The following is a 20,001-nucleotide window of genomic DNA, read 5'->3' as shown; positions in this document are numbered from 1 at the left end:
GCAGTGATGGCGCTATCGCGAGCAGGCTCACTCCTACAGGGGACGGTGTTTCAGGCATAAAAAAATGGGGCGCATTCAATGCGCCCCATTTTTCGTTACTGCTTCGAATCAGAACGCCGGCACGACCGCGCCTTTGTACTTCTCGAGGATGAAGGCTTTCACTTCCGGGCTGTGCAGGGCAGCAATCAGCTTCTTCATCGCTTCGCTGTCCTTGTCGTCTGGACGGGCAACGAGGATGTTCACGTAAGGCGAGTCGCTGCCTTCGATGACCAGCGCGTCCTTGGACGGGTCAAGTTTGGCTTCCAGCGCGTAGTTGGTGTTGATCAGCGCCAGGTCGACCTGGGTCAGCACGCGCGGGATGGTCGCGGCTTCCAGTTCACGGAATTTCAGGTCCTTGGTGTTCTCGGTGATGTCCTTCACGGTCGCCAGGATGTTGTTCGAATCCTTCAACTTGATCAGGCCAGCCTTGGCCAGCAGCAACAGCGCACGGCCGCCGTTGGTGGCGTCGTTCGGGATAACCACGTTGGCGCCGCCTGGCAGCTCGGTCAGTGCTTTGTACTTGCTGGAGTAAGCGCCCAGCGGTTCCAGGTGTACCCCGGCAACGGCGACCAGGTTGGTGCCCTTGGCCTTGTTGAATTCATCGAGGTATGGCTGGTGCTGGAAGAAGTTGGCGTCCAGACGTTTTTCGGCTACCTGCACGTTCGGCTGGATGTAGTCGGTGAAGACTTTGACCTTCAGGTCCACGCCTTCTTTGGCCAGCGCCGGTTTCACGAATTCGAGGATTTCTGCGTGCGGGACCGGGGTGGCCGCGACGGTCAGGGTTTCATCGGCCTGAGCAGAAAACGCTGCAACGGCTGCGAGCGCTACGAGTATTTTTTTCATTCAGCTAACTCCTTGTGGGTACTCGCTTGCGACGCCTGAATTTAGCGCCTGCCAGCGAATGGCCGGCTCAATTGTCATTTACGGGAAAAGTGGACAACCAACTTGTCGCCAACGGTTTGCAGAACCTGAACGATCACCAGCAGCAACATCACCGTCACGACCATCACATCAGGCTGGAAACGCTGGTAACCGAAACGGATCGCCAGGTCGCCCAAACCACCCGCGCCGACCACACCTGCCATCGCCGTGTAGGACACCAGTGTAATGGCTGTCACCGTAATCGCGGCGAAGATGCCAGGGCGGGCTTCCGGCAGCAAGGCATTGGTGATGATCTGCCGCGTCGTCGCGCCCATGGCCTGGGTCGCCTCGATGATGCCGCGATCCACTTCACGCAGGGCGGTTTCCACCAGCCGCGCGAAGAACGGCGTAGCGCCCACCACCAGCGGTGGAATCGCACCGGCGACACCGAGGGACGTACCGGTGATCAACACCGTGAACGGAATCATCACGATCAGCAGAATGATGAACGGCAGCGAACGCAGGATGTTCACCACCAGTGACAGCATCGCGTAGACGCCTTTGGCTTCCAGCAACTGACGCGGGCTGCAGAGGAACAACAGCACGCCCAGGGGCAGGCCAAGCAAAACGGTGAACAACAGCGAACCGAAGAGCATGAGGAAGGTGTCGCCGGTAGCCAACCAGATTTCGAACCAGTCGATATTGACGAAGAAACTTGTCAGGACTTCCATCAGCGCAGCACCTCCATATGGACGTCAGCTGCAGTGAAGCGGGCGAACGCCGCTTCCATGTCGCCACCGGTAACGGCCAGGGTCAACTGCCCGTAGGGCACGTCTTTGATTCGGTCGATACGACCGGCCAGGATGCTGTAGTCCACACCCGTTTCACGAGCGACGGTGCCCAGTAGCGGTGCGTAGGTCGCTTCGCCCTGGAACGTCAGACGCACGATGCGGCCTGGAACGTGAGCGAAGTCGTCGCGCTGCTCGCTTTCATCGATCTGCTCGTCTTCTTGCACGAAGCGCTTGGTGGTCGGGTGCTTCGGATGCAGGAACACCTCGGCGACCGAACCTTGCTCGACGATCACGCCAGCGTCCATCACCGCAACCTGGTCGCAGACCCGGCGGATCACGTCCATCTCGTGGGTGATCAACACGATGGTCAGCTTCAGCTCGCGATTGATCTCGGCCAGCAATTGCAGGACCGACGCAGTGGTCTGCGGGTCCAGTGCGCTGGTGGCTTCGTCGCACAGCAGGATTTTCGGCTTGGTCGCCAGGGCGCGGGCGATGCCGACGCGCTGCTTCTGGCCACCGGACAATTGCGCCGGGTACTTTTTGGCATGGTCGGACAGGCCGACCCGCTTCAGCAATTCGGCCACACGCCGGTCAATCTCGCTGCGCGACAGTTCACCGGCCAGGGTCAGTGGCAGCGCGACGTTGTCGGCCACGGTCTTGGACGCCAGCAAGTTGAAGTGCTGGAAAATCATCCCGACTTGCTGACGGAAACGTCGCAGGCTGTTGGCGTCGAGCGCGGTGACTTCTTCGCCGTCGACGAATATCTTGCCGCCACTGGACTCTTCCAGGCGATTGATCAGACGCAGCAGGGTACTTTTTCCCGCACCGGAATGGCCGATCAGACCGAAGACCTGACCGTTCTCAATCGTCAGACTGGTCGGATGCAGGGCGGGAATATCCTTACCGGCGACGCGGTAGGTTTTGTGGACGTTTTGAAACTCGATCACGTAGCGAACCTTGTGGGGCGCGTTGGAAAAGGGTCAGCGGTTAGCCGGGCGCGCATTTTAGCCTGTCCGTATAGAGGTTATTAGCATTTATTCCGCATTCAACCTTCCATTTGGCAATAACGCGATCAAAGGTTAGAAAAAAGGAACGGCGCAAAACGTCATCAGTCACTAATTAGGCAACTCGAAAACGCCCCCGGTCCGCGCCTGGGGCATTGCTCAAGAGTCCTGGCTACGGCGGGAATCGCAACGAGGAGTTTTGTCTGATGAGTACTAAAAAACCTGCCGCAACCAAAAGCGCACTGGCCGGGACCGATACCCCGGACCGCGCAAACACCAATGCCAAGCTCGACAGCCTGGAACAATTTCGCTCCGACGCCACTGAACAGGCCCTGCGCACCAACCAGGGCGTGAAAGTCTCGGACAACCAGAACACGTTGAAGGCCGGCGCCCGCGGGCCATCGTTGCTGGAAGACTTCATCATGCGTGAAAAGATCACGCACTTTGACCATGAACGCATTCCCGAGCGCATCGTCCACGCCCGCGGCACCGGAGCTCACGGCTACTTCCAGAGCTATGAAGCTCACTCCGTATTGACCAAGGCCGGATTCCTACAAGACCCAAGCCAAAAAACCCCGGTCTTCGTCCGCTTCTCCACGGTGCAGGGCCCTCGTGGGTCGGGCGATACCGTGCGGGACGTACGAGGTTTCGCAGTGAAGTTTTTCACCGACGAAGGCAACTTCGACCTGGTGGGCAACAACATGCCGGTGTTTTTCATTCAGGATGCGATCAAGTTTCCTGACTTCGTGCACGCGGTGAAACCCGAGCCGCACAATGAGATGCCCACCGGCGGTTCAGCTCACGATACCTTTTGGGATTTTGTCTCTCTGGTACCGGAGTCGGCGCACATGGTGATCTGGACCATGTCCGACCGGGCGATCCCGAAAAGCCTGCGCAGCATGCAAGGCTTCGGTGTTCACACCTTTCGCCTGATCAACGCCGAAGGTAAATCGCGCTTCGTCAAATTCCATTGGCGCCCCACTGCCGGGACCTGTTCGCTGGTGTGGGATGAAGCGCAGAAGCTCGCCGGTAAAGACACGGATTACCACCGTCGCGATCTCTGGGAGTCGATCGAAATGGGCGACTACCCGCAATGGGAACTGGGCGTACAGATCATCGAGGAGGAGAACGAACATAAATTCGACTTCGACATCCTCGACCCGACCAAGCTGATTCCGGAAGAACTGGTGCCGATCACCCCGTTGGGCAAAATGACCCTCAACCGCAACCCCGATAACTTCTTCGCCGAAACCGAACAGGTCGCCTTCTGCCCTGGGCATATCGTGCCAGGGATCGACTTTTCCAACGATCCATTGCTGCAAGGTCGGCTGTTTTCCTACACCGATACACAAATCAGCCGACTCGGTGGGCCGAACTTTCACGAAATCCCGATCAACCGCCCGGTGGCGCCGTTCCACAATGGTCAACGGGACGCGTTGCATCGCACCACCATCGACAAGGGCCGCGCGTCCTACGAGCCGAACTCCATTGATAGCGGTTGGCCCAAAGAAACACCGCCGGCAGCCCAGGATGGTGGCTTCGAAAGTTATCCAGAGCGCATCGACGCCAACAAGATCCGTCAGCGCAGCGAATCATTCAGCGACCACTTCTCCCAGGCGCGGCTGTTTTTCCACAGCATGAGCAAGCACGAGCAGGAGCACATCATCTCGGCTTACAGCTTCGAGTTGGGCAAGGTGGAGCGGGAGTTCATCCGCGCGCGTCAGGTGAATGAGATTCTGGCCAACATCGATCTGGAACTGGCCAAGCGCGTGGCGCAGAACCTGGGGTTGCCCGCGCCCAAAGCCGGGACGGTCGAAGTACGCAAAACCTCACTGGATCACTCGCCGGCCCTGAGTCAGGCCAATTTGCTGCCGGCGGATATCAAAACCCGCAAAGTGGCAATCCTGGCAGCCAATGGCGTCGATGGTGCAGCGATTGATGCCATGAAGAAAGCGCTGAAGGCCGAAGGTGCGCACGCCAAACTGCTCGGCCCGACTTCTGCTCCTGTGACCACCGCCGATAGCAAAGTATTGCCGGTCGATGCGTCGATGGAAGGCTTGCCTTCGGTGGCGTTCGACGCGGTGTTTGTGCCCGGTGGCGCGGCGTCGATCAAGGCGTTGAGCACTGACGGCGTGGCGCTGCATTACGTGCTGGAGGCGTACAAGCACTTGAAGGCGATTGCGCTGCAGGGCGAGGCCAAACAGTTGCTGGATGTGTTGAAGCTGGAGGCTGATGCGGGGTTGATCGTGGGCACGGATGCGAAGCTGATCAAACCGTTTTTTGCCGCGATCGGGCAGCATCGGGTGTGGGACAGGGAGGCTAAGGCCAAGACAATTCCGGCCTGAGGTTTTGTATCGATGGCAAGGACGCCTTCGCGAGCAGGCTCGCTCCCACAGTTGACCGGGTTGTTCAAAAGAACGCGGTCAACTGTGGGAGTGAGCCTGCTCGCGATGCTTTTTAAGGCTTGCGAGGACTCAGAACCATCTGCGCCGGCACGCTGCGCAGAATCTGCTTCTCCAGGTTCAGGTCAAAATCCGCATCGAGCCTCTTCACGCGTTTGGTCAGTAACGTGGTCAACCAAGGGAAGTCCTGGGTGCGTGGCGCCTGAATACTCACGTCGCACTGGTAATTCACCACATCGGCGGCGATCGCATCCAGTTGGCGACGAAGCTTGGTCATATCCGTCAGGTTCAACGCAACTGTGGTGCTTTCAGCCGTCGGGTCAATGACCTTGGCCTGTGGCTTGGCTTCGGCAGCCATGAGCGCAGCTTCGGCTCTATCCAGCTCAGCTTTGCGGGCATCAACGATGGCATTGTTGACCCCGCCAGTCAGCGCCGGAGCCTTGGGCATCAACGACCGGGCGCGGCTCAGCGCCGTGGCAGCCGCATTCACATCGCCCTTTTGCAGCACGATCTGACTGCGGCGCAGATAGGCTTCGGCCAGTTGCCGCTGGTATTGCTCAAGGGATTGATCATTCGGCGACTCGGCCTGCAAGGCAGCGAGTTGATCTTCAGCCGTCGCCAGCTCACTGCTGACGAGGCTTTGTTGCAGCTGCGCGATGGCCGCGGCCCGTGCACCGGTAGCCTCGGTGGCCGCCGGTGGCGTGCTTTGGCAAGCGCCCAGTAGCAGCGAAAATGCGACAAGGGGCAGATAACGGGAGGCGAACAGCTTCATTCCTGCGACTCTCTATTTGCGCAAAAAACGAGCAAGTCTACACCCCTCGACGGGGCAGGACAAAACTCAGCAGAAACAGTGCGGCGGCCATCACAACAATCGAAGGGCCTGCCGGGGTGTCCTTGAACCACGACAGCGCCAGCCCGCCACAGACCGCGAGCATACCCAGCAGGCTCGCGCCCAGTGCCATCTGCTCCGGTGACCGGGCGTGACGTTGTGCCGCAGCCGCCGGGATGATCAGCAAGGACGTAATCAGCAACACACCGACGATTTTCATCGCCACCGCGATCACCACCGCGATCAGCAACATCAGGGTCAGGCGCAATGCCGCCACCGGCAGACCTTCAACCCTGGCCAGTTCTTCATGCACCGTGATTGCCAGCAATGGCCGCCACAACGTCACCAGCAAGGCCAGAACGGCCGCGCTGCCGCCGAGTATCCAGGCCAGATCGGTCGGGCTGATCGCCAGCAAGTCGCCGAACAGATAAGCCATCAGGTCGATCCGCACTTCGTGCATGAAGCTTAGTACGACCAAACCCAAAGAGAGCGTGCTCGGTGCGAGAATTCCCAAAAGCGTGTCGGACGCCAGCGGTTGACGCTGTTGCAAGGTCACCAGCAACACCGCCAACAGCAGACAGCCTACGGTGACCGCAACGGTCGGGCTGACATCCAGCAGAAAACCCAGCGCCACGCCGAGCAGCGCTGCATGGGAAAGGGTGTCGCCGAAATAGGCCATGCGCCGCCAGACCACGAACGAACCCAGCGGGCCCGCGACCAATGCCAGGGCCAGACCTGCAAGCAGGGCGTAGAGCAGAAAATCAGCCATGCTTGCAGCTATCTCCGTGAACGTGGGTAGGGGCCGACGAGGCCGCGCTGACCACCGAGCCATGCAAGTCATGGGCGTGGTCGTGATGGTGGTGATAAATCGCCAGGCTTTGTGCGTTCTTTCCGAACAGCTCGACGAAAGCCGGATCGCCGCTGACCTGCTCGGGGTGCCCGGAGCAGCAGACGTGACGGTTGAGGCAGACCACCTGGTCGGTGGTGCTCATCACCAGATGCAGATCGTGGGACACCATCAACACGCCGCAACCGTGGCGGTCACGCAATCGTGTGATCAGGCTATAGAGCTCGGCCTGACCGGCCACATCGACGCCTTGCACCGGTTCGTCGAGCACCAGCAGTTCCGGTTCACGCAGCAATGCCCGGGCCAGCAGTACGCGCTGCATTTCGCCACCGGAAACACTTTGCACTGGGCTGTCGATCACCTGTTCGGCGCCGACTTCCTTGAGTGCCGACAAAGCCATGGCGCGGTCCACGCCCGGCACCAGACGCAAGAAGCGCAGCACCGACAGCGGCAGCGTCGGATCAACGTGAAGTTTTTGCGGCATGTAACCGACCCGCAGTTTCGGCTTGCGCCACACGCTGCCGCTGTCCGGTTTCAACAGACCGAGTACAGCGCGCACCAGCGTGGTCTTGCCGGCGCCGTTAGGGCCGATCAGGGTGACGATCTGCCCGGGCTCGACGCTCAGCTCGATGTTATCCAGCACGTTTTGCCCGGCAAAGGTGACAGCAACCTGCTCGAGGCGGATCAGCGCGTTGCTCATCAAACCCCCTGGCAGCCCGAGCAGAGGCCGACCACTTCAACAGTCTGGCCCTCGACGACAAATCCGACATCCTTGGCGCTACTGATGATCGCGTCGCTGATGGATTTCTGTTCGAGTTCAATGGCGGCGTGGCATTCGCGGCAAATCAGGAACTGGCCCTGGTGGGCGTGTCCCGGGTGATTGCAGCCGACGAAGGCGTTCAGCGAGGAGATGCGGTGTACCAGGCCGTTTTCCAGCAGGAAATCCAGCGCACGGTACACGGTCGGCGGCGCCGCGCGGCGGCCGTCCTGCTCGCTCAGTACCGCGAGAATGTCGTAGGCACCCAACGGCTTGTGGCTTTGCCAGACCAGTTCCAGCACCCGCCGGCGCAGGGCGGTCAGGCGCAGGCCTTGACGTGCGCACAGAGCATCGGCCTCAGACAATGCGCTATGGACGCAATGAGAGTGGTCGTGGGGACGGCTGGCAATCGGTGTTTTAGGCATGAGCGGCGACGAGTTTTGTGAGAGACGTTATTATGTTACCCGTTCTCGCCTCTTCGAGTAGTCATCGTGTCCCGACTTTTTTCTATCTTTGTCGCATTTGCCGCCAGTTTTCTGCTGATCAGTTCAGCTCACGCCGAAGTCAAAGTTCTCACCAGTATCAAGCCTCTACAGCTGATCGCCGCGGCGGTGCAGGACGGTGTGGCGATTCCGGAAGTCTTGCTGCCGCCTGGTGCCTCGCCTCATAACTATGCCTTGCGCCCATCCGACGTACGGAAGGTGCAATCGGTGGATCTGGTTTACTGGATCGGTCCGAGCATGGAAGGTTTCCTGCCCCGCGTGCTGAATGGTCGTACGCTGCCCAGTGTCGCCGTGCAGGATTTACCGGGCCTGAAACTGCGACATTTCGCCGAAGATAGCCACTCCCATGCTGAAGAAGCCGACGAGCATGACCACGATCACCGCCCCGGCAGTCTGGACGCGCACTTGTGGCTTTCGCCGGTCAACGCCCGTGTCATCGCCACAAAAATGGCTGCCGACTTGAGTGCAGCCGATCCGGCCAATGCCGCGCGTTATCAGAGCAACCTCAAGGCGTTCGATGAGCGCCTGGATGCCATGGATCTTCGCTTGAAAGCACGCCTGGCCGGCATCGCGGGCAAACCGTACTTCGTCTTCCACGAGGCCTTCGACTACTTTGAAGACGCCTACGGCCTCAAGCACGCCGGTGTATTCAGCGTCGCCGCCGAGGTCCAGCCCGGCGCCCAGCACGTCGCGGCGATGCGCACTCGATTGCAGGAAGTCGGCAAAACCTGCGTGTTCAGCGAACCGCCTCTGCGTCCGCGCCTGGCGGAAACCCTGGTGGCAGGTCTGCCAGTGAAGCTGGCGGAACTGGACGCGCTGGGCGGGTACACGCCGGCGACCGCTCAGGGATATGAGCAGGTGCTGGAGAAGTTGGGGAATGATTTGGCGGGGTGTCTGGAGTCGCTTTAAATACTGCGATAACCCTGTGGCGAGGGAGCTTGCTCCCGCTGGACTGCGCAGCAGGCCCCTTCTTTTCAGGTAGAGAGAGGGGCCGCTTCGCCACCCAGCGGGAGCAAGCTCCCTCGCCACAATTTAAAGGGCGAACGGCAGCGGCGTGCTGACCTTCTGCCGCTGTGCCAGACGCTGCTGAAACTCCATCGGATCGTGAATCAACACATCCTGCCCGGCAAACGACTCGGCGGCGATCAACCGCGACAGCCAGAACCGCACACACGCTACCCGCAGCATGGTCGGCCACAACTCCGCCTCGGCCGCCGTGAACGGTCGCAGCGCTGCATAAGCACCGAGCAACGCCCTCGCCCGCGGCCCGTCGATCAACCCGCTCTCGTCCGAACACCAGTCGTTCAAGGCGATCGCCACGTCGTAGAGCATCGGCCCCGAACACGCGTTATAGAAGTCGATCAACCCGGTCAGGTGAGTGCCTTCGAACATCGCGTTATCGCGGAACAGGTCGGCGTGGATATTGGCTCGCGGCAACGCCAGAATTTTCGTCTTCTGCTGTGTGATTTCGTCCAGAGCCCGTTGCAGCAGATCGCTTTGCTCGGCATTGAGGTGCGACAACAACTGCGTGCCCTCTTCCAGCATCCAGTCCAGGCCGCGATCGGTCTTGCGCTTGATCATGTTGGCCTGGGTCGCCAGATGCAGATGGCCGAGCAACTCGCCCACCTGAGCGCAATGCTGCGCGTTGGCTTCCTTGATGTGCTTGCCGGCCAGACGTGGCTGCAGCAGCGCAGGTTTGCCAGCCAGTTCGCGCAAGGCGACGCCGTCGGTGGTGCGCAAGGCATAAGGCACTGGCAGGTCGGCGTCATGCAGCACGTCGAGCAGTTCTATGAAGAACGGCATCTCCTGAACCGGACCACGCTCAACCAGGGTCAGGACAAATTCGCCCTGCTCCAGGCTGATGAAGAAATTGGTGTTTTCGCTACCGGCGGCAATCCCCTGGAAATCAAGCAGGCGGCCGAGCCCGTAAGGGGCGAGAAAGGTTTCCAGCTCGGGCCGAGCCAGCGGGGTGAACACAGACATGTTTGAACTGCCAGTACGGGCGCCGCTGCTTGAGCCAGCGCCGATTGAAATTAAGAAACTACTTCCACTCAAAGATCTTCCATGACGGAATCAGCATATCCGGCTGATCCGAGCGGATAAAGTTTGCATCGGTCCCGTCCGCGCGCACCAGAAAATACGGCGGCGCGCCCTTCGGTGTGACCTTGATCGCATACAGGAAACCGTTTTGACGGTACTCCTGGATGGTTTTATCCCCTTCCGTGCGGATAGTGACTTCCGGCTCCGGTGTCGGTGCATCGTCCGCCGCCATGACGGCTAACGGAACGTATGCAAACAACCCAGCCAGCAACAGGCGATTTAGTGTGCGCATGATAACCTTGTCCCTTTGTCGTCAACGGTCCCGCTATTCTAGCGCCGGACCCGCCGAAAAGGTTGATCCTGCTCATGAGCCAAGCCCCCCTCGTCCTGGTGGACGGTTCTTCTTACCTGTACCGCGCCTTTCACGCCCTCCCGCCGCTGACCACTTCCAAAGGTTTGCCGACCGGTGCGGTCAAAGGCGTGCTGAACATGCTCAAGAGTCTGCGCAAGCAGTACCCGGAAAGTCCGTTCGCCGTGGTGTTCGACGCCAAGGGTGGGACTTTTCGCGATGACATGTACGCCGAATACAAGGCCAACCGCCCGAGCATGCCCGACGACATGCGCGTGCAAATCGAGCCACTGCACCAGAGTGTGATCGCCCTGGGCTTCCCGCTCCTGTGCGTCGAAGGTGTCGAAGCCGATGACGTGATCGGCACCCTGGCCCGCAGCAGTGCGGCGGCCGACCGCCCGGTGGTGATCTCCACCGGCGACAAGGACATGGCGCAGCTGGTCGACGGCCACATTACCTTGGTCAATACCATGACCGGTAGCGCGCTGGACGTGGAGGGCGTGAAGGAGAAATTCGGCGTCGCTCCCGAGCAGATCATCGATTACCTGGCACTCATGGGCGATTCTTCCGACAACATTCCGGGTGTTCCGGGCATTGGCCCGAAGACCGCTTCTGGCCTGCTGGTCGGTGTGAACGGCGGCCTGACCGAGCTCTATTCACAGCTCGACATCGTCCCGACCCTGCCGATTCGCGGGGCCAAAACCCTGCCGGCCAAGCTCGAAGAGCACAAGGAGATGGCGTTTCTCTCCTACCAATTGGCAACCATCAAGATCGACGTGCCGCTGGATATCGGCCTCGACGACCTGCAAATGGGCAAGCCGGATCACGACAAACTCGCCGAGCTCTATACCCTGCTGGAGTTCAAGAGCTGGTTCGAAGACAACCAGCGCGACGCCAAGCGTTCCGGCCAGGAAGTCGCCGCTCCGGTGGCTGAAGAAGCGGCCGTCGATACCGAACTCAAGTACACAACTATCCTCACCCAGGCTGATTTTGACCTGTGGCTGAAGAAACTCAACGACGCCAAGCTGATTGCCTTCGATACCGAAACCACCGGCATCGACGCGCAGCAGGCGCAACTGGTGGGCCTGTCTTTCGCTGTACAAGCCAACGAAGCAGCCTACATCCCACTGACCCATTCCTACATGGGCGTGCCGGATCAGCTCGACCGCGACACCGTGCTGCGCGCGCTGAAGCCGATTTTGGAAGACCCGAGCAAACTCAAGGTTGGCCAGCACGCCAAATTCGACATGAACATCCTGGCCAACTGCGCCATCGGTGGCGATCAGAGCTGCGGCATCACCGTCCAAGGCGTCGCTTTCGACACGATGCTCGAATCCTACGTACTGGACTCCACTGCGACCCGTCACGACATGGACAGCCTGGCGCTCAAGTACCTGAATCACACCACCACCAGTTTTCAGGACATCGCCGGCAAAGGCGCCAAACAGCTGACATTTGATCAGATCTCCCTTGAATTGGCCGGGCCTTACGCTGCCGAAGACGCCGACATGACACTACGCCTGCATCAAACCCTGCAGGAAAAGCTCAATGCCATCCCGAGCCTGAGCAAAGTCCTGAGCGAAATCGAAATGCCGTTGGTGCCGGTTCTGGCACGGATCGAACGCCAAGGCGCGCTGGTCGATGCCAACCTGCTGGGCATTCAGAGCGTTGAACTGGGCGAGAAAATGGTCGCCCTCGAGCGTGAGGCGTTCGCCATCGCCGGGGAAGAATTCAACCTTGGCTCGCCGAAGCAATTGGGCGTGATCCTGTACGAAAAACTCGGTTTGCCGATCCTCAGTAAAACCGCCAAGGGCCAGGCATCCACCGCCGAAGCCGTGCTGGCGGAACTGGCCGAACAGGATTTCCCGCTGCCCAAAGTGCTGATGCAGTACCGCTCGATGAGCAAGCTGAAAAGTACCTACACCGATCGCCTGCCAGAGCAGATCAACCCACGCACCGGGCGAATTCATACCTCTTATCATCAGGCCGTCGCGGCGACCGGACGCTTGTCGTCCAGCGACCCGAACCTGCAGAACATTCCGATTCGCACTGCCGAAGGTCGTCGGATTCGTCAGGCGTTTGTCGCGCCAAAGGGCTACAAGCTGCTGGCCGCGGACTATTCGCAAATCGAACTGCGAATCATGGCTCACCTGGCCAAGGACGAAGGTTTGCTGCACGCGTTCCGCAATGACCTGGACGTGCACAAGGCTACAGCCGCCGAAGTTTTCGGGGTTGAACTGGCGGAGGTCACCACCGACCAACGGCGCAGTGCCAAGGCGATCAACTTCGGCTTGATCTACGGCATGAGCGCGTTTGGCCTGGCCAAGCAAATTGGCGTTGATCGCAAGCAATCCCAGGCCTACATCGACCGATACTTCGCCCGTTACCCAGGCGTTCTCGAGTACATGGAGCGCACCCGCGCCCAGGCCGCCGAACAAGGTTTCGTTGAAACCATCTTCGGTCGTCGCCTGTACCTGCCGGAAATCAACGCGAAAAACCCGGCCCTGCGCAAAGGTGCCGAACGCACGGCAATCAACGCCCCGATGCAAGGCACCGCGGCGGACATCATCAAGAAAGCCATGATTGCCGTGGATAGCTGGCTGACAGCGTCAGGCCTCGACGCCAAAGTCATCCTGCAGGTGCACGATGAATTGGTGCTGGAAGTGCGTGAGGATTTGGTCGACCAGGTCCGCGATGAAATTCGCGTGCACATGAGCGAAGCAGCGAAGCTTGATGTGCCGCTGTTGGTAGAGGTTGGTGTAGGAAATAACTGGGATGAGGCTCACTGAGCCGTCTGAAAAGGCGCTTTCCGCTGCGGCATAGTGCCGCGGCAGAAGGACCGGAAGGGCGCTTAGTCCGGAAAATTCGACGGCTTATTCCAAAGGCTTTTTAAAAAATTCTGAACTAATCTCCCGAATCGCCACTCAGAGTTACTGAATGGGTGGTGAAGCCCTTCGATGCTCCTAATGTTGTGTTAAGTGTTGGCAGATATCTGGACCCCGCCCTAGCGGTCCGGAACTTGAACCCCGGAACTTCCCCCTCCCCATAAGAAGTCCGGGGTTTTTTTTGCCCGCGATTTATTGCTCGGCAATCTCCGAGCCCTTGTCCGCGAGTTCCATCCAGCCTGCCAGTACAGTGTAGGCGTCTTCCAGGCCCATGCGTTTTGGCGCCGAGAACAGCTGGATGCTGATCGCATCTCCCCAACCCTTGCGGATGTCTGCCTGAACTTTGAGCAGGACGTTTTTCGCCGCGCCGTAGGTCAACTTGTCGGCTTTGGTCAGCAAAATGTGCATCGGCATGCCACTGGCGACAGCCCAGTCGAGCATCAGCAAGTCGAAATCGGTCATTGGATGACGGATGTCCATCATCAAGATCAGACCCTTCAAACTCTCGCGACCACCCAGATAGGCTTCCAGGTGACGCTGCCAGTGCAGCTTCAACGGGATAGGTACTTTCGCGTAACCGTAACCCGGCAGGTCGACCAGACGACGATCATCGTCTAGCTTGAAGAAGTTCAAGAGCTGCGTGCGACCCGGAGTTTTCGAGGTCCGCGCAAGGCTGGCGTGCGTCAGGGTGTTCAGCGCACTGGACTTGCCGGCGTTGGAACGCCCGGCGAAGGCCACTTCAAAGCCTTCGTCGTCGGGACATTGATCGACTTTGGCAGCGCTGAGCATGAAGGTGGACTGTTGGCACAGGCCGAGGATGGGGTTCTTGAGTTGCATGGGATTTCCGATGTGGGCGGCGCCGGGAATGGACGCGGCGAGCAGTGTCGTTTCCGTTTCAGTGACGCCAGTATATAATGCCGCAGATTTTGTGTGCGCTTTGTCCCAGCGTAGGATGAAGTTCACGAGAGCGATTGACCTTGATTGCGCATTAGAACGCAGAACGCTCTCAACCCTGAAAAGGTCGTTTTATGACGAAATGGCTGCTAGCTGCCGGTGTCTTGATGCCGCTTTACAGCGCTCAGGCTACACAGGATCCGGAAGCTGTGTACAACCGTGTTTGTGGTGCCTGTCATTCCGGCCAACTACCCATGGCGCCCAAAAAGGGCGATCAGGAAGCTTGGACGCCGAGGTTGGCGAAAGGTATGGAGACGCTGGTGCAACACGTGACCCAGGGTTTCAAGGCGATGCCGCCGCGTGGTTTGTGCATGGACTGCAGTGCCGAGGATTACCAAGCAATCATCCAGTGGATGAGCGAGTGATCCCGGTCCATAACTCTTTAACCCTTAGCCGTAGTTGGATTAGCTGATGAACAAATTGATCGTGAGTCTGCTGTTGACCGTGGGGATCTCCGGCATTGCCCATGCTGCAGGTGATGCGACTGCTGGTCAGGCGAAAGCCGCAGTATGTGGCGCCTGTCATGGCCCGGATGGCAACAGTATGGCGCCTAACTTTCCGAAACTGGCAGGCCAGGGCGAGCGTTATCTGAACAAGCAGCTACACGACATCAAGTCCGGCAAACGCACGGTACTGGAAATGACCGGCCTGCTGACCAACCTGAGCGATCAGGACCTGGCCGATATCGCCGCCTACTTCGCCAGTCAGAAAGGCAGTGTTGGCGCCGCCGACCCGAAAGTCGTTGCTCGCGGTGAAGCACTGTTCCGCGGCGGCGATCTGACCAAGGGCTTGCCAGCCTGCACCGGTTGCCACTCGCCAAATGGCGCAGGCAACGCAGCTGCCGGCTTCCCGCACCTGGGTGGCCAGCACGCTCAATACGTTGCCAAGCAACTGACCGACTTCCGCAAGGAAGAGGCCGGCCGCACCAACGATGGCGACACCAAAACGATGCAGACCATCGCCAAAAAGCTGAGCGACGAAGATATCGCAGCCGTGTCCAGCTACATTCAGGGCCTGCACTAAGGCTGGCGGTTGGAGCGTTGCGCGGGATGTACATCTCCTGCAACGTTAACGCTCCATTAATCCGTCGCAGCAAGTATAAAAAGGGTGGCTTAGGCCGCCCTTTTTTGTGGCTGCTGCCGTTACACTACAGAACTCAAGCCCGCCAGGACCTGTCTGAAAACAGGTCGCGCGAGGCGACCAAAATTGTCCAGGAGTAAAGCATGCGTAATCTGATCATCAGCGCCGCACTCGTCGCTGCCAGCCTGTTCGGCATGACCGCCCAAGCTGCTGAAGCACCTGCAGCGCCTTATGTCGAACTGACCAATCCCGTCCCGGTGGCTGTGCCTGGCAAGATCGAAGTGGTGGAGCTGTTCTGGTATGGCTGCCCGCACTGCTACGCTTTCGAACCCGTGATCAATCCATGGGTTGAGAAACTGCCTTCCGACGTGAACTTCGTCCGTATTCCGGCCATGTTCGGCGGCCCGTGGAACGCACACGGCCAAATGTTCCTGACCCTTGAAGCCATGGGCGTCGAAAACAAGGTTCACGCTGCGGTGTTCAACGCCATTCAGAAAGAACACAAGAAGCTGGTCGACAAGAATGAAATGGCCGATTTCCTGGCCACTCAGGGCGTAGACAAGGACAAGTTTCTGGCCACCTTCGACTCCTTCGCCATCAAGGGCCAGATCGTCAAGGCCACTGACCTGGCCAAAAAGTATGAAATCTCCGGTGTTCCGACCATGATCGTCAACGGCAAGTATCGCTTCGACGTGGGCTCTGCCGGCGGCGCCGAGCAAGCGTTGCAACTGGCCGACAAGCTGATCGACAAAGAGCGAGCGGCTAACAAGGCTGCCGCCAACTAAGCGCGGCGACTGCCATGCGCCGCTGGGGCACTGAACGCGTCGTTGGCCTGCATGATCCGCGGGTCAACGAACATCATCTGGAATCGACGGGCCTGCCTGCGGACAGCCGTCTGCGCCTGCTCAGTTTCAATATTCAGGTTGGCATCAGCACCGAGCGCTATCACCACTACCTGACCCGGGGTTGGCAGCATCTGTTGCCGCACACCGGGCGTGCCGACAATCTGCAAAAGATCGGCAATCTGCTGGGCGACTTCGATCTGGTCGCCCTGCAGGAAGCCGATGGCGGCAGCTTGCGATCAGGCTACGTCAACCAGGTCGAACACCTGGCGCAGCTCGGCGCATTCCCCTACTGGTATCAACAACTCAATCGCAATCTCGGACGCCTCGGCCAGCACAGCAATGGCGTGCTCAGCCGTCTGCGGCCGTGGGCGATTGAAGATCATCCGCTACCGGGGCCCAAGGGTCGCGGGGCGATTCTGGTGCGCTTTGGCGAAGGTCCTGAGGCGCTGGTGGTGGTCATGATGCACCTGGCACTGGGCGCTCGCGCCCGCAGCATGCAACTGGCTTACATCCGCGAGCTGATCGGCGGTTATAAACACCAGGTGCTGATGGGTGACATGAATACCCATGCCAGTGACTTGCTGCAAAACTCCCCGCTGCGCGACCTCGGCCTGCTCGCGCCGCAACTGGAAGCGACGTTCCCTAGCTGGCGTCCGCAGCGCTGCCTGGACCATATTCTTCTGAGCCCCACCCTGACCCTTGAAAAGGTCGAGGTGCTGGCACAACCCATTTCCGATCACCTGCCGGTCGCGGTAGAGATTCGTCTGCCGGGTTCGCTCACGGCTGATGCATTGCCCGCGTTGAGTCCTGCCCCTCGCGGATCCCATGAATGAGCGACGAAGCACAGCGCTGGAAAGAGAAATACCTCAAAAGCATCGAACAACAGGAAAAACTCGAACGTCGATGGGACGCCCGACTCGACCTGCTGCGTCGTGGCCTGGTGCGCAGCACGCTGGCAGCCGAGGGTACCGACCGCGTCGTTGACGAATGCATGAAGGAAATGCGTGAAGTCGTGCGCAGCGACGACATGGACGCCGGCCTGGCCGCTCTGCTTCCGCGGCTGGAAAAAGCGGTACTCGACTCCGAACAACGCCGGGAAACCCGGGTTAATCAAACCAGCGCTGCATTGACCGCACTGGTCTCGCAACTGCAAACATTACCGCTGCCCCGCGAAGTAAGCCGGCCGCTGAAAAACTTCGCCAAGCAACTGGATGCAAGAGTCGGGCAGGTGCGCGAAATTCCGTTGCTGCTCAGCGAACTGAGCGGTCTGCAAGGCAAGGCCCTGAATCAACTTGAAAACCCGGCAGAACCCGGGCGTCCTGGCCTGCTGCAGCGACTGTTTGGTAGCCGTGAAGCGGATGAAGCGGCATCACAGATTGCCTCCGATACCTTCCCGACGCTCGCCCCGCAGCCGGCCGAAATGGTTGCTGTGGCTCATGCCGAGACACCACAGGTAACTATCGATCTCGCGCCAGAGGTCGCTAAGCCGCAAGTGGCGGTCGCACAAGTTGCCGCGTCCGCTACTGCATCCGAGCCACCGACGATCGAGGCTCCGCCTTCTCCGGCAGTTGCAGCATTTGTCCCGCCGGTGCTTGAGCCGGAGCGAGCCCCCACCCCGACTCCAGAGACGCAACCACAACCTCATATAGAACATCCAGAAGAACCCGCTCCATCAATCATCGAGCCAGAAAGACAGGCTCAACCGACTATCAATCCCGACGAACTGACCCCGGCGGTCTATCTCGACAGCCTGCCGTTGCCCCCGGCCATGGCCGAAGTGTTGGCCGCCGTAGACACCGAACAATCCGAGCCGGATGTTCTCTACGCCCTGCCGGACTCACCCGAGCCGTCCTACAGCTCGGTGGCCAGACATATCGAAGACACGCTACTGGGCCTGCTCGACGACCTGACGCTGCCCGAGCGTCATCGTCCGCAAGCCGAAGCGATGCGCGATCGTCTGCAAAACGGTTTGAATTGGTACGAACTGCTGCCAATCCTCGACGATCTGGCAACCTTGATGCTGGCAATCACCGACAGTGGCCAGCATGAATTCGAAGCCTACTTGCAACAGCTCAACGAACGCCTCGAGTCGTTCCAAAGCAACTTGCAAGCCGCCAGCGAAGGCCATGCCGACAACCGCTCCGCCGCACACGAGATGGACACGCAGATCCGCGAGCAGGTCGACGGCTTGCAGAGCAGCATGCAAGAAGCCGCCGACCTGGACGATCTCAAGCACGTTCTGGAAAACCATCTGGAAGGCCTGCTCGGCACCATGGACCAGCACCAGAAGCAGCGTAACGAGCGCGAGCAGGAAGTCGCAGCCCGCCTTCATGGTCTGGCCGAACGCGTTGCGCACATGGAGCAGGAAGCCCTGGGTTACCGCGAGCATCTTGAAGAACAGCGTCAGAAAGCCTTGATCGACCCGCTGACCGGCCTGCCTAACCGGGCTGCCTGGAGCGAACGGCTGGATCACGAAATCAACCAATGGCAGCAACACGGCAACACCCTGTTGCTGGCAATGCTCGACCTCGACCACTTCAAACGCATTAACGATAACTATGGCCACCTGGCGGGCGACAAAGTACTGAAGATCATTGCCAACGTGCTACGCAAGCGCCTGCGCGGGACGGATTTCATTGCCCGGTTCGGCGGCGAGGAATTTGTCCTGTTGATGCCAGACACAGCGCCCACTGCTGGCGCGAAACTGCTGGAAAAGCTGCGCGCCTCGATCGAAGCCTGCCCTTTCCACTTCAAGGGTGAGCCAGTCACCATCACCATTTCCATGGGCCTGACTGCATTCAAACCCGGCGAACATAGCGATCTGGTGCTTAAAAGAGCCGATCAGGCTCTATATCGCGCGAAACACGCAGGACGTAACCAAGTGGCACTGGGCTGACGGTCAATTGTTCCATTTTGTTTAAAACTTCGCGTTGGCCGTCTGCGCGCAAGGCAGTACGTTACACTGTTGCATTACTGTCTTGCGTGTATTGCCTTCTGCCATGAAATATCTATCTCTCATCGTGTCGCTGATTCTGTTGGCCGGTTGTGCCAGCGCCCCCCGGTATGACACCAGCCACCCTTCAGCCAATTACGACAGCCGCATTCAGTTCGTGGTGGTGCATTACACCAACGCGTCACTGGAGCGCTCGCTGCAACTGCTGACCCACGGCGAGGTCAGCAGCCACTATCTGATTGGCGACGACAAAAACGCCACTATCTATAAGCTGGTGGATGAAAATCAGCGGTCCTGGCATGCCGGGGAAAGCGAATGGGAAGGCCGGACCTGGTTGAACTCCAGCTCCATCGGCATCGAAATCGTCAATCCGGGCTTCAAAGTCATCCCGACAGGGCGTCTCTGGTACCCCTATAGCGAAGCCCAGGTCCAGTCCCTGATCGTCCTGCTCAAAGACATCAGCAAGCGTTACGCCATCAACCCCCGCAACATCATCGGCCATAGCGACATCGCACCGCTGCGCAAGCTCGATCCGGGGCCGATGTTTCCTTGGAAACGCCTGGCTGCCGAAGGCCTGGGAATCTGGCCGAACGAGCAGGCCGTAATGCGTCAGCAAGTAAAGTTCGAAACACAACTGCCAACCATCAGCTGGTTTCAGGCACAGCTGGCCCGCGCGGGTTATCCCACGCCGCAAACCGGCGAACTGGATGTTGCGACACATCATGTGATTGCGGCCTTCCAGATGCATTTCCGACCGTCACGTTTCGATGGCACCCCGGATGCGCAAACCGCAGCGCTTCTACAAGTCTTGAACCAGACAAAATAATGACGCCCGCCCGACGGTCAGGGCTTTTTTTCAAGT

At 59.3% G+C, this 20,001-nt stretch carries 19 protein-coding genes; 9 read left to right on the top strand and 10 right to left on the bottom strand.

Annotated elements, in window-relative coordinates:
• Nucleotides 1–108: 108 nt before the first annotated feature.
• The 3 genes from QF010_RS30730 to QF010_RS30720 all read right to left on the bottom strand — a co-directional run bounded on the left by QF010_RS30730 (nucleotide 109) and on the right by QF010_RS30720 (nucleotide 2,638).
• Nucleotides 109–882, bottom strand: a complete 774-nt coding sequence (locus QF010_RS30730; RefSeq protein ID WP_429534575.1) for a MetQ/NlpA family ABC transporter substrate-binding protein — start codon at nucleotides 880–882, stop codon at nucleotides 109–111.
• A 74-nt stretch (nucleotides 883–956) separates the two neighbouring features.
• Nucleotides 957–1,631 carry a methionine ABC transporter permease gene (locus QF010_RS30725; RefSeq protein ID WP_033059807.1) on the bottom strand — a complete coding sequence of 225 codons (675 nt, stop codon included), beginning with the start codon at nucleotides 1,629–1,631 and terminating at the stop codon, nucleotides 957–959.
• A complete protein-coding gene (locus QF010_RS30720) occupies nucleotides 1,631–2,638 on the bottom strand; it encodes a methionine ABC transporter ATP-binding protein (protein ID WP_046055313.1) in 1,008 nt (335 codons plus the stop codon). Before QF010_RS30720 ends, QF010_RS30725 begins: the two co-directional genes overlap by 1 nt.
• A 263-nt stretch (nucleotides 2,639–2,901) precedes the next feature.
• Here QF010_RS30720 and katE point away from each other — a divergent pair, with 263 nt between their 5' ends.
• Nucleotides 2,902–5,040, top strand: a complete 2,139-nt coding sequence (gene katE, locus QF010_RS30715) for a catalase HPII (protein WP_429534574.1) — start codon at nucleotides 2,902–2,904, stop codon at nucleotides 5,038–5,040.
• A gap of 112 nt (nucleotides 5,041–5,152) precedes the next feature.
• Here katE and QF010_RS30710 read toward each other — a convergent pair whose 3' ends face one another.
• From QF010_RS30710 to zur, 4 genes are read right to left on the bottom strand one after another with little or no spacing between them, the layout of a single operon-like run.
• Nucleotides 5,153–5,869: a PA5502 family lipoprotein gene (locus QF010_RS30710; protein ID WP_429534573.1), complete on the bottom strand. Its 717-nt coding sequence runs from the start codon at nucleotides 5,867–5,869 to the stop codon at nucleotides 5,153–5,155.
• A gap of 37 nt (nucleotides 5,870–5,906) precedes the next feature.
• Nucleotides 5,907–6,695 carry a zinc ABC transporter permease subunit ZnuB gene (gene znuB, locus QF010_RS30705; protein WP_429534572.1) on the bottom strand — a complete coding sequence of 263 codons (789 nt, stop codon included), beginning with the start codon at nucleotides 6,693–6,695 and terminating at the stop codon, nucleotides 5,907–5,909.
• Entirely contained in the window at nucleotides 6,688–7,473 is a 786-nt protein-coding gene (gene znuC / locus QF010_RS30700) for a zinc ABC transporter ATP-binding protein ZnuC (RefSeq protein WP_033059800.1), read from the bottom strand. Before znuC ends, znuB begins: the two co-directional genes overlap by 8 nt.
• Complete coding sequence (zur, locus tag QF010_RS30695) at nucleotides 7,473–7,955, bottom strand: zinc uptake transcriptional repressor Zur (RefSeq protein ID WP_033059798.1); 483 nt, start codon at nucleotides 7,953–7,955, stop codon at nucleotides 7,473–7,475. The genes znuC and zur overlap by 1 nt, the downstream gene beginning before the upstream one ends.
• 66 nt (nucleotides 7,956–8,021) lie before the next feature.
• Between zur and QF010_RS30690 the strand changes: the two genes are divergently transcribed.
• Entirely contained in the window at nucleotides 8,022–8,942 is a 921-nt protein-coding gene (locus QF010_RS30690) for a zinc ABC transporter substrate-binding protein (RefSeq protein ID WP_429534571.1), read from the top strand.
• A gap of 123 nt (nucleotides 8,943–9,065) precedes the next feature.
• On the opposite strand, the gene QF010_RS30685 is transcribed toward QF010_RS30690, so the two are convergent.
• Together QF010_RS30685 and QF010_RS30680 are read right to left on the bottom strand one after the other, a co-directional pair.
• Nucleotides 9,066–10,016: a homoserine kinase gene (locus QF010_RS30685; RefSeq protein WP_046044879.1), complete on the bottom strand. Its 951-nt coding sequence runs from the start codon at nucleotides 10,014–10,016 to the stop codon at nucleotides 9,066–9,068.
• A 58-nt stretch (nucleotides 10,017–10,074) separates the two neighbouring features.
• Nucleotides 10,075–10,365 (bottom strand): DUF2782 domain-containing protein, encoded by a 291-nt coding sequence (locus QF010_RS30680; protein WP_033059792.1) that lies wholly within the window; start codon nucleotides 10,363–10,365, stop codon nucleotides 10,075–10,077.
• A 74-nt stretch (nucleotides 10,366–10,439) separates the two neighbouring features.
• On the opposite strand from QF010_RS30680, the gene polA reads away from it, so the two are divergent.
• On the top strand, nucleotides 10,440–13,211 hold the full coding sequence (gene polA, locus QF010_RS30675; RefSeq protein ID WP_429534570.1) for a DNA polymerase I: 2,772 nt from the start codon (nucleotides 10,440–10,442) through the stop codon (nucleotides 13,209–13,211).
• A gap of 288 nt (nucleotides 13,212–13,499) precedes the next feature.
• On the opposite strand, the gene yihA is transcribed toward polA, so the two are convergent.
• Nucleotides 13,500–14,144: a ribosome biogenesis GTP-binding protein YihA/YsxC gene (gene yihA / locus QF010_RS30670; protein ID WP_033059788.1), complete on the bottom strand. Its 645-nt coding sequence runs from the start codon at nucleotides 14,142–14,144 to the stop codon at nucleotides 13,500–13,502.
• A 191-nt stretch (nucleotides 14,145–14,335) separates the two neighbouring features.
• Between yihA and QF010_RS30665 the strand changes: the two genes are divergently transcribed.
• The 6 genes from QF010_RS30665 (at nucleotide 14,336) to QF010_RS30640 (ending at nucleotide 19,965) form a co-directional block, all read left to right on the top strand.
• Entirely contained in the window at nucleotides 14,336–14,626 is a 291-nt protein-coding gene (locus tag QF010_RS30665; protein ID WP_008156007.1) for a c-type cytochrome, read from the top strand.
• 46 nt (nucleotides 14,627–14,672) lie between these two features.
• Nucleotides 14,673–15,284, top strand: coding sequence for a c-type cytochrome (locus QF010_RS30660; protein WP_033059786.1), 612 nt, complete (start codon nucleotides 14,673–14,675; stop codon nucleotides 15,282–15,284).
• 200 nt (nucleotides 15,285–15,484) lie between these two features.
• Complete coding sequence (locus QF010_RS30655; protein ID WP_008156010.1) at nucleotides 15,485–16,126, top strand: thiol:disulfide interchange protein DsbA/DsbL; 642 nt, start codon at nucleotides 15,485–15,487, stop codon at nucleotides 16,124–16,126.
• A gap of 14 nt (nucleotides 16,127–16,140) precedes the next feature.
• Complete coding sequence (locus QF010_RS30650) at nucleotides 16,141–17,019, top strand: endonuclease/exonuclease/phosphatase family protein (protein WP_033059783.1); 879 nt, start codon at nucleotides 16,141–16,143, stop codon at nucleotides 17,017–17,019.
• Nucleotides 17,016–19,082: a GGDEF domain-containing protein gene (locus QF010_RS30645; protein ID WP_429534569.1), complete on the top strand. Its 2,067-nt coding sequence runs from the start codon at nucleotides 17,016–17,018 to the stop codon at nucleotides 19,080–19,082. Before QF010_RS30650 ends, QF010_RS30645 begins: the two co-directional genes overlap by 4 nt.
• Nucleotides 19,083–19,185: 103 nt before the next feature.
• Nucleotides 19,186–19,965, top strand: coding sequence for an N-acetylmuramoyl-L-alanine amidase (locus QF010_RS30640; protein ID WP_429534568.1), 780 nt, complete (start codon nucleotides 19,186–19,188; stop codon nucleotides 19,963–19,965).
• The last annotated feature ends 36 nt before the right edge of the window (nucleotides 19,966–20,001 follow it).

Origin of the sequence: Pseudomonas silensiensis, assembly GCF_050434865.1 — a bacterium.
Classification (GTDB): Bacteria; Pseudomonadota; Gammaproteobacteria; order Pseudomonadales; family Pseudomonadaceae; genus Aquipseudomonas; species Aquipseudomonas fluorescens_W.
Note: the sequence above shows the minus strand (reverse complement) of the source record. Positions and strands in the feature narration are given on the sequence as shown.

What these genes read in the sequence shown, in the direction of transcription:
- QF010_RS30730 (WP_429534575.1), bottom strand. Translation starts at nt 882, where the DNA reads ATGAAAAAAATACTCGTAGCGCTCGCAGCCGTTGCAGCGTTTTCTGCT.
- QF010_RS30725 (WP_033059807.1), bottom strand. Translation starts at nt 1,631, where the DNA reads ATGGAAGTCCTGACAAGTTTCTTCGTCAATATCGACTGGTTCGAAATC.
- katE (WP_429534574.1), top strand. Translation starts at nt 2,902, where the DNA reads ATGAGTACTAAAAAACCTGCCGCAACCAAAAGCGCACTGGCCGGGACC.
- QF010_RS30710 (WP_429534573.1), bottom strand. Translation starts at nt 5,869, where the DNA reads ATGAAGCTGTTCGCCTCCCGTTATCTGCCCCTTGTCGCATTTTCGCTG.
- znuB (WP_429534572.1), bottom strand. Translation starts at nt 6,695, where the DNA reads ATGGCTGATTTTCTGCTCTACGCCCTGCTTGCAGGTCTGGCCCTGGCA.
- znuC (WP_033059800.1), bottom strand. Translation starts at nt 7,473, where the DNA reads ATGAGCAACGCGCTGATCCGCCTCGAGCAGGTTGCTGTCACCTTTGCC.
- zur (WP_033059798.1), bottom strand. Translation starts at nt 7,955, where the DNA reads ATGCCTAAAACACCGATTGCCAGCCGTCCCCACGACCACTCTCATTGC.
- QF010_RS30685 (WP_046044879.1), bottom strand. Translation starts at nt 10,016, where the DNA reads ATGTCTGTGTTCACCCCGCTGGCTCGGCCCGAGCTGGAAACCTTTCTC.
- QF010_RS30680 (WP_033059792.1), bottom strand. Translation starts at nt 10,365, where the DNA reads ATGCGCACACTAAATCGCCTGTTGCTGGCTGGGTTGTTTGCATACGTT.
- polA (WP_429534570.1), top strand. Translation starts at nt 10,440, where the DNA reads ATGAGCCAAGCCCCCCTCGTCCTGGTGGACGGTTCTTCTTACCTGTAC.
- yihA (WP_033059788.1), bottom strand. Translation starts at nt 14,144, where the DNA reads ATGCAACTCAAGAACCCCATCCTCGGCCTGTGCCAACAGTCCACCTTC.
- QF010_RS30665 (WP_008156007.1), top strand. Translation starts at nt 14,336, where the DNA reads ATGACGAAATGGCTGCTAGCTGCCGGTGTCTTGATGCCGCTTTACAGC.
- QF010_RS30660 (WP_033059786.1), top strand. Translation starts at nt 14,673, where the DNA reads ATGAACAAATTGATCGTGAGTCTGCTGTTGACCGTGGGGATCTCCGGC.
- QF010_RS30655 (WP_008156010.1), top strand. Translation starts at nt 15,485, where the DNA reads ATGCGTAATCTGATCATCAGCGCCGCACTCGTCGCTGCCAGCCTGTTC.
- QF010_RS30650 (WP_033059783.1), top strand. Translation starts at nt 16,141, where the DNA reads ATGCGCCGCTGGGGCACTGAACGCGTCGTTGGCCTGCATGATCCGCGG.
- QF010_RS30645 (WP_429534569.1), top strand. Translation starts at nt 17,016, where the DNA reads ATGAGCGACGAAGCACAGCGCTGGAAAGAGAAATACCTCAAAAGCATC.
- QF010_RS30640 (WP_429534568.1), top strand. Translation starts at nt 19,186, where the DNA reads ATGAAATATCTATCTCTCATCGTGTCGCTGATTCTGTTGGCCGGTTGT.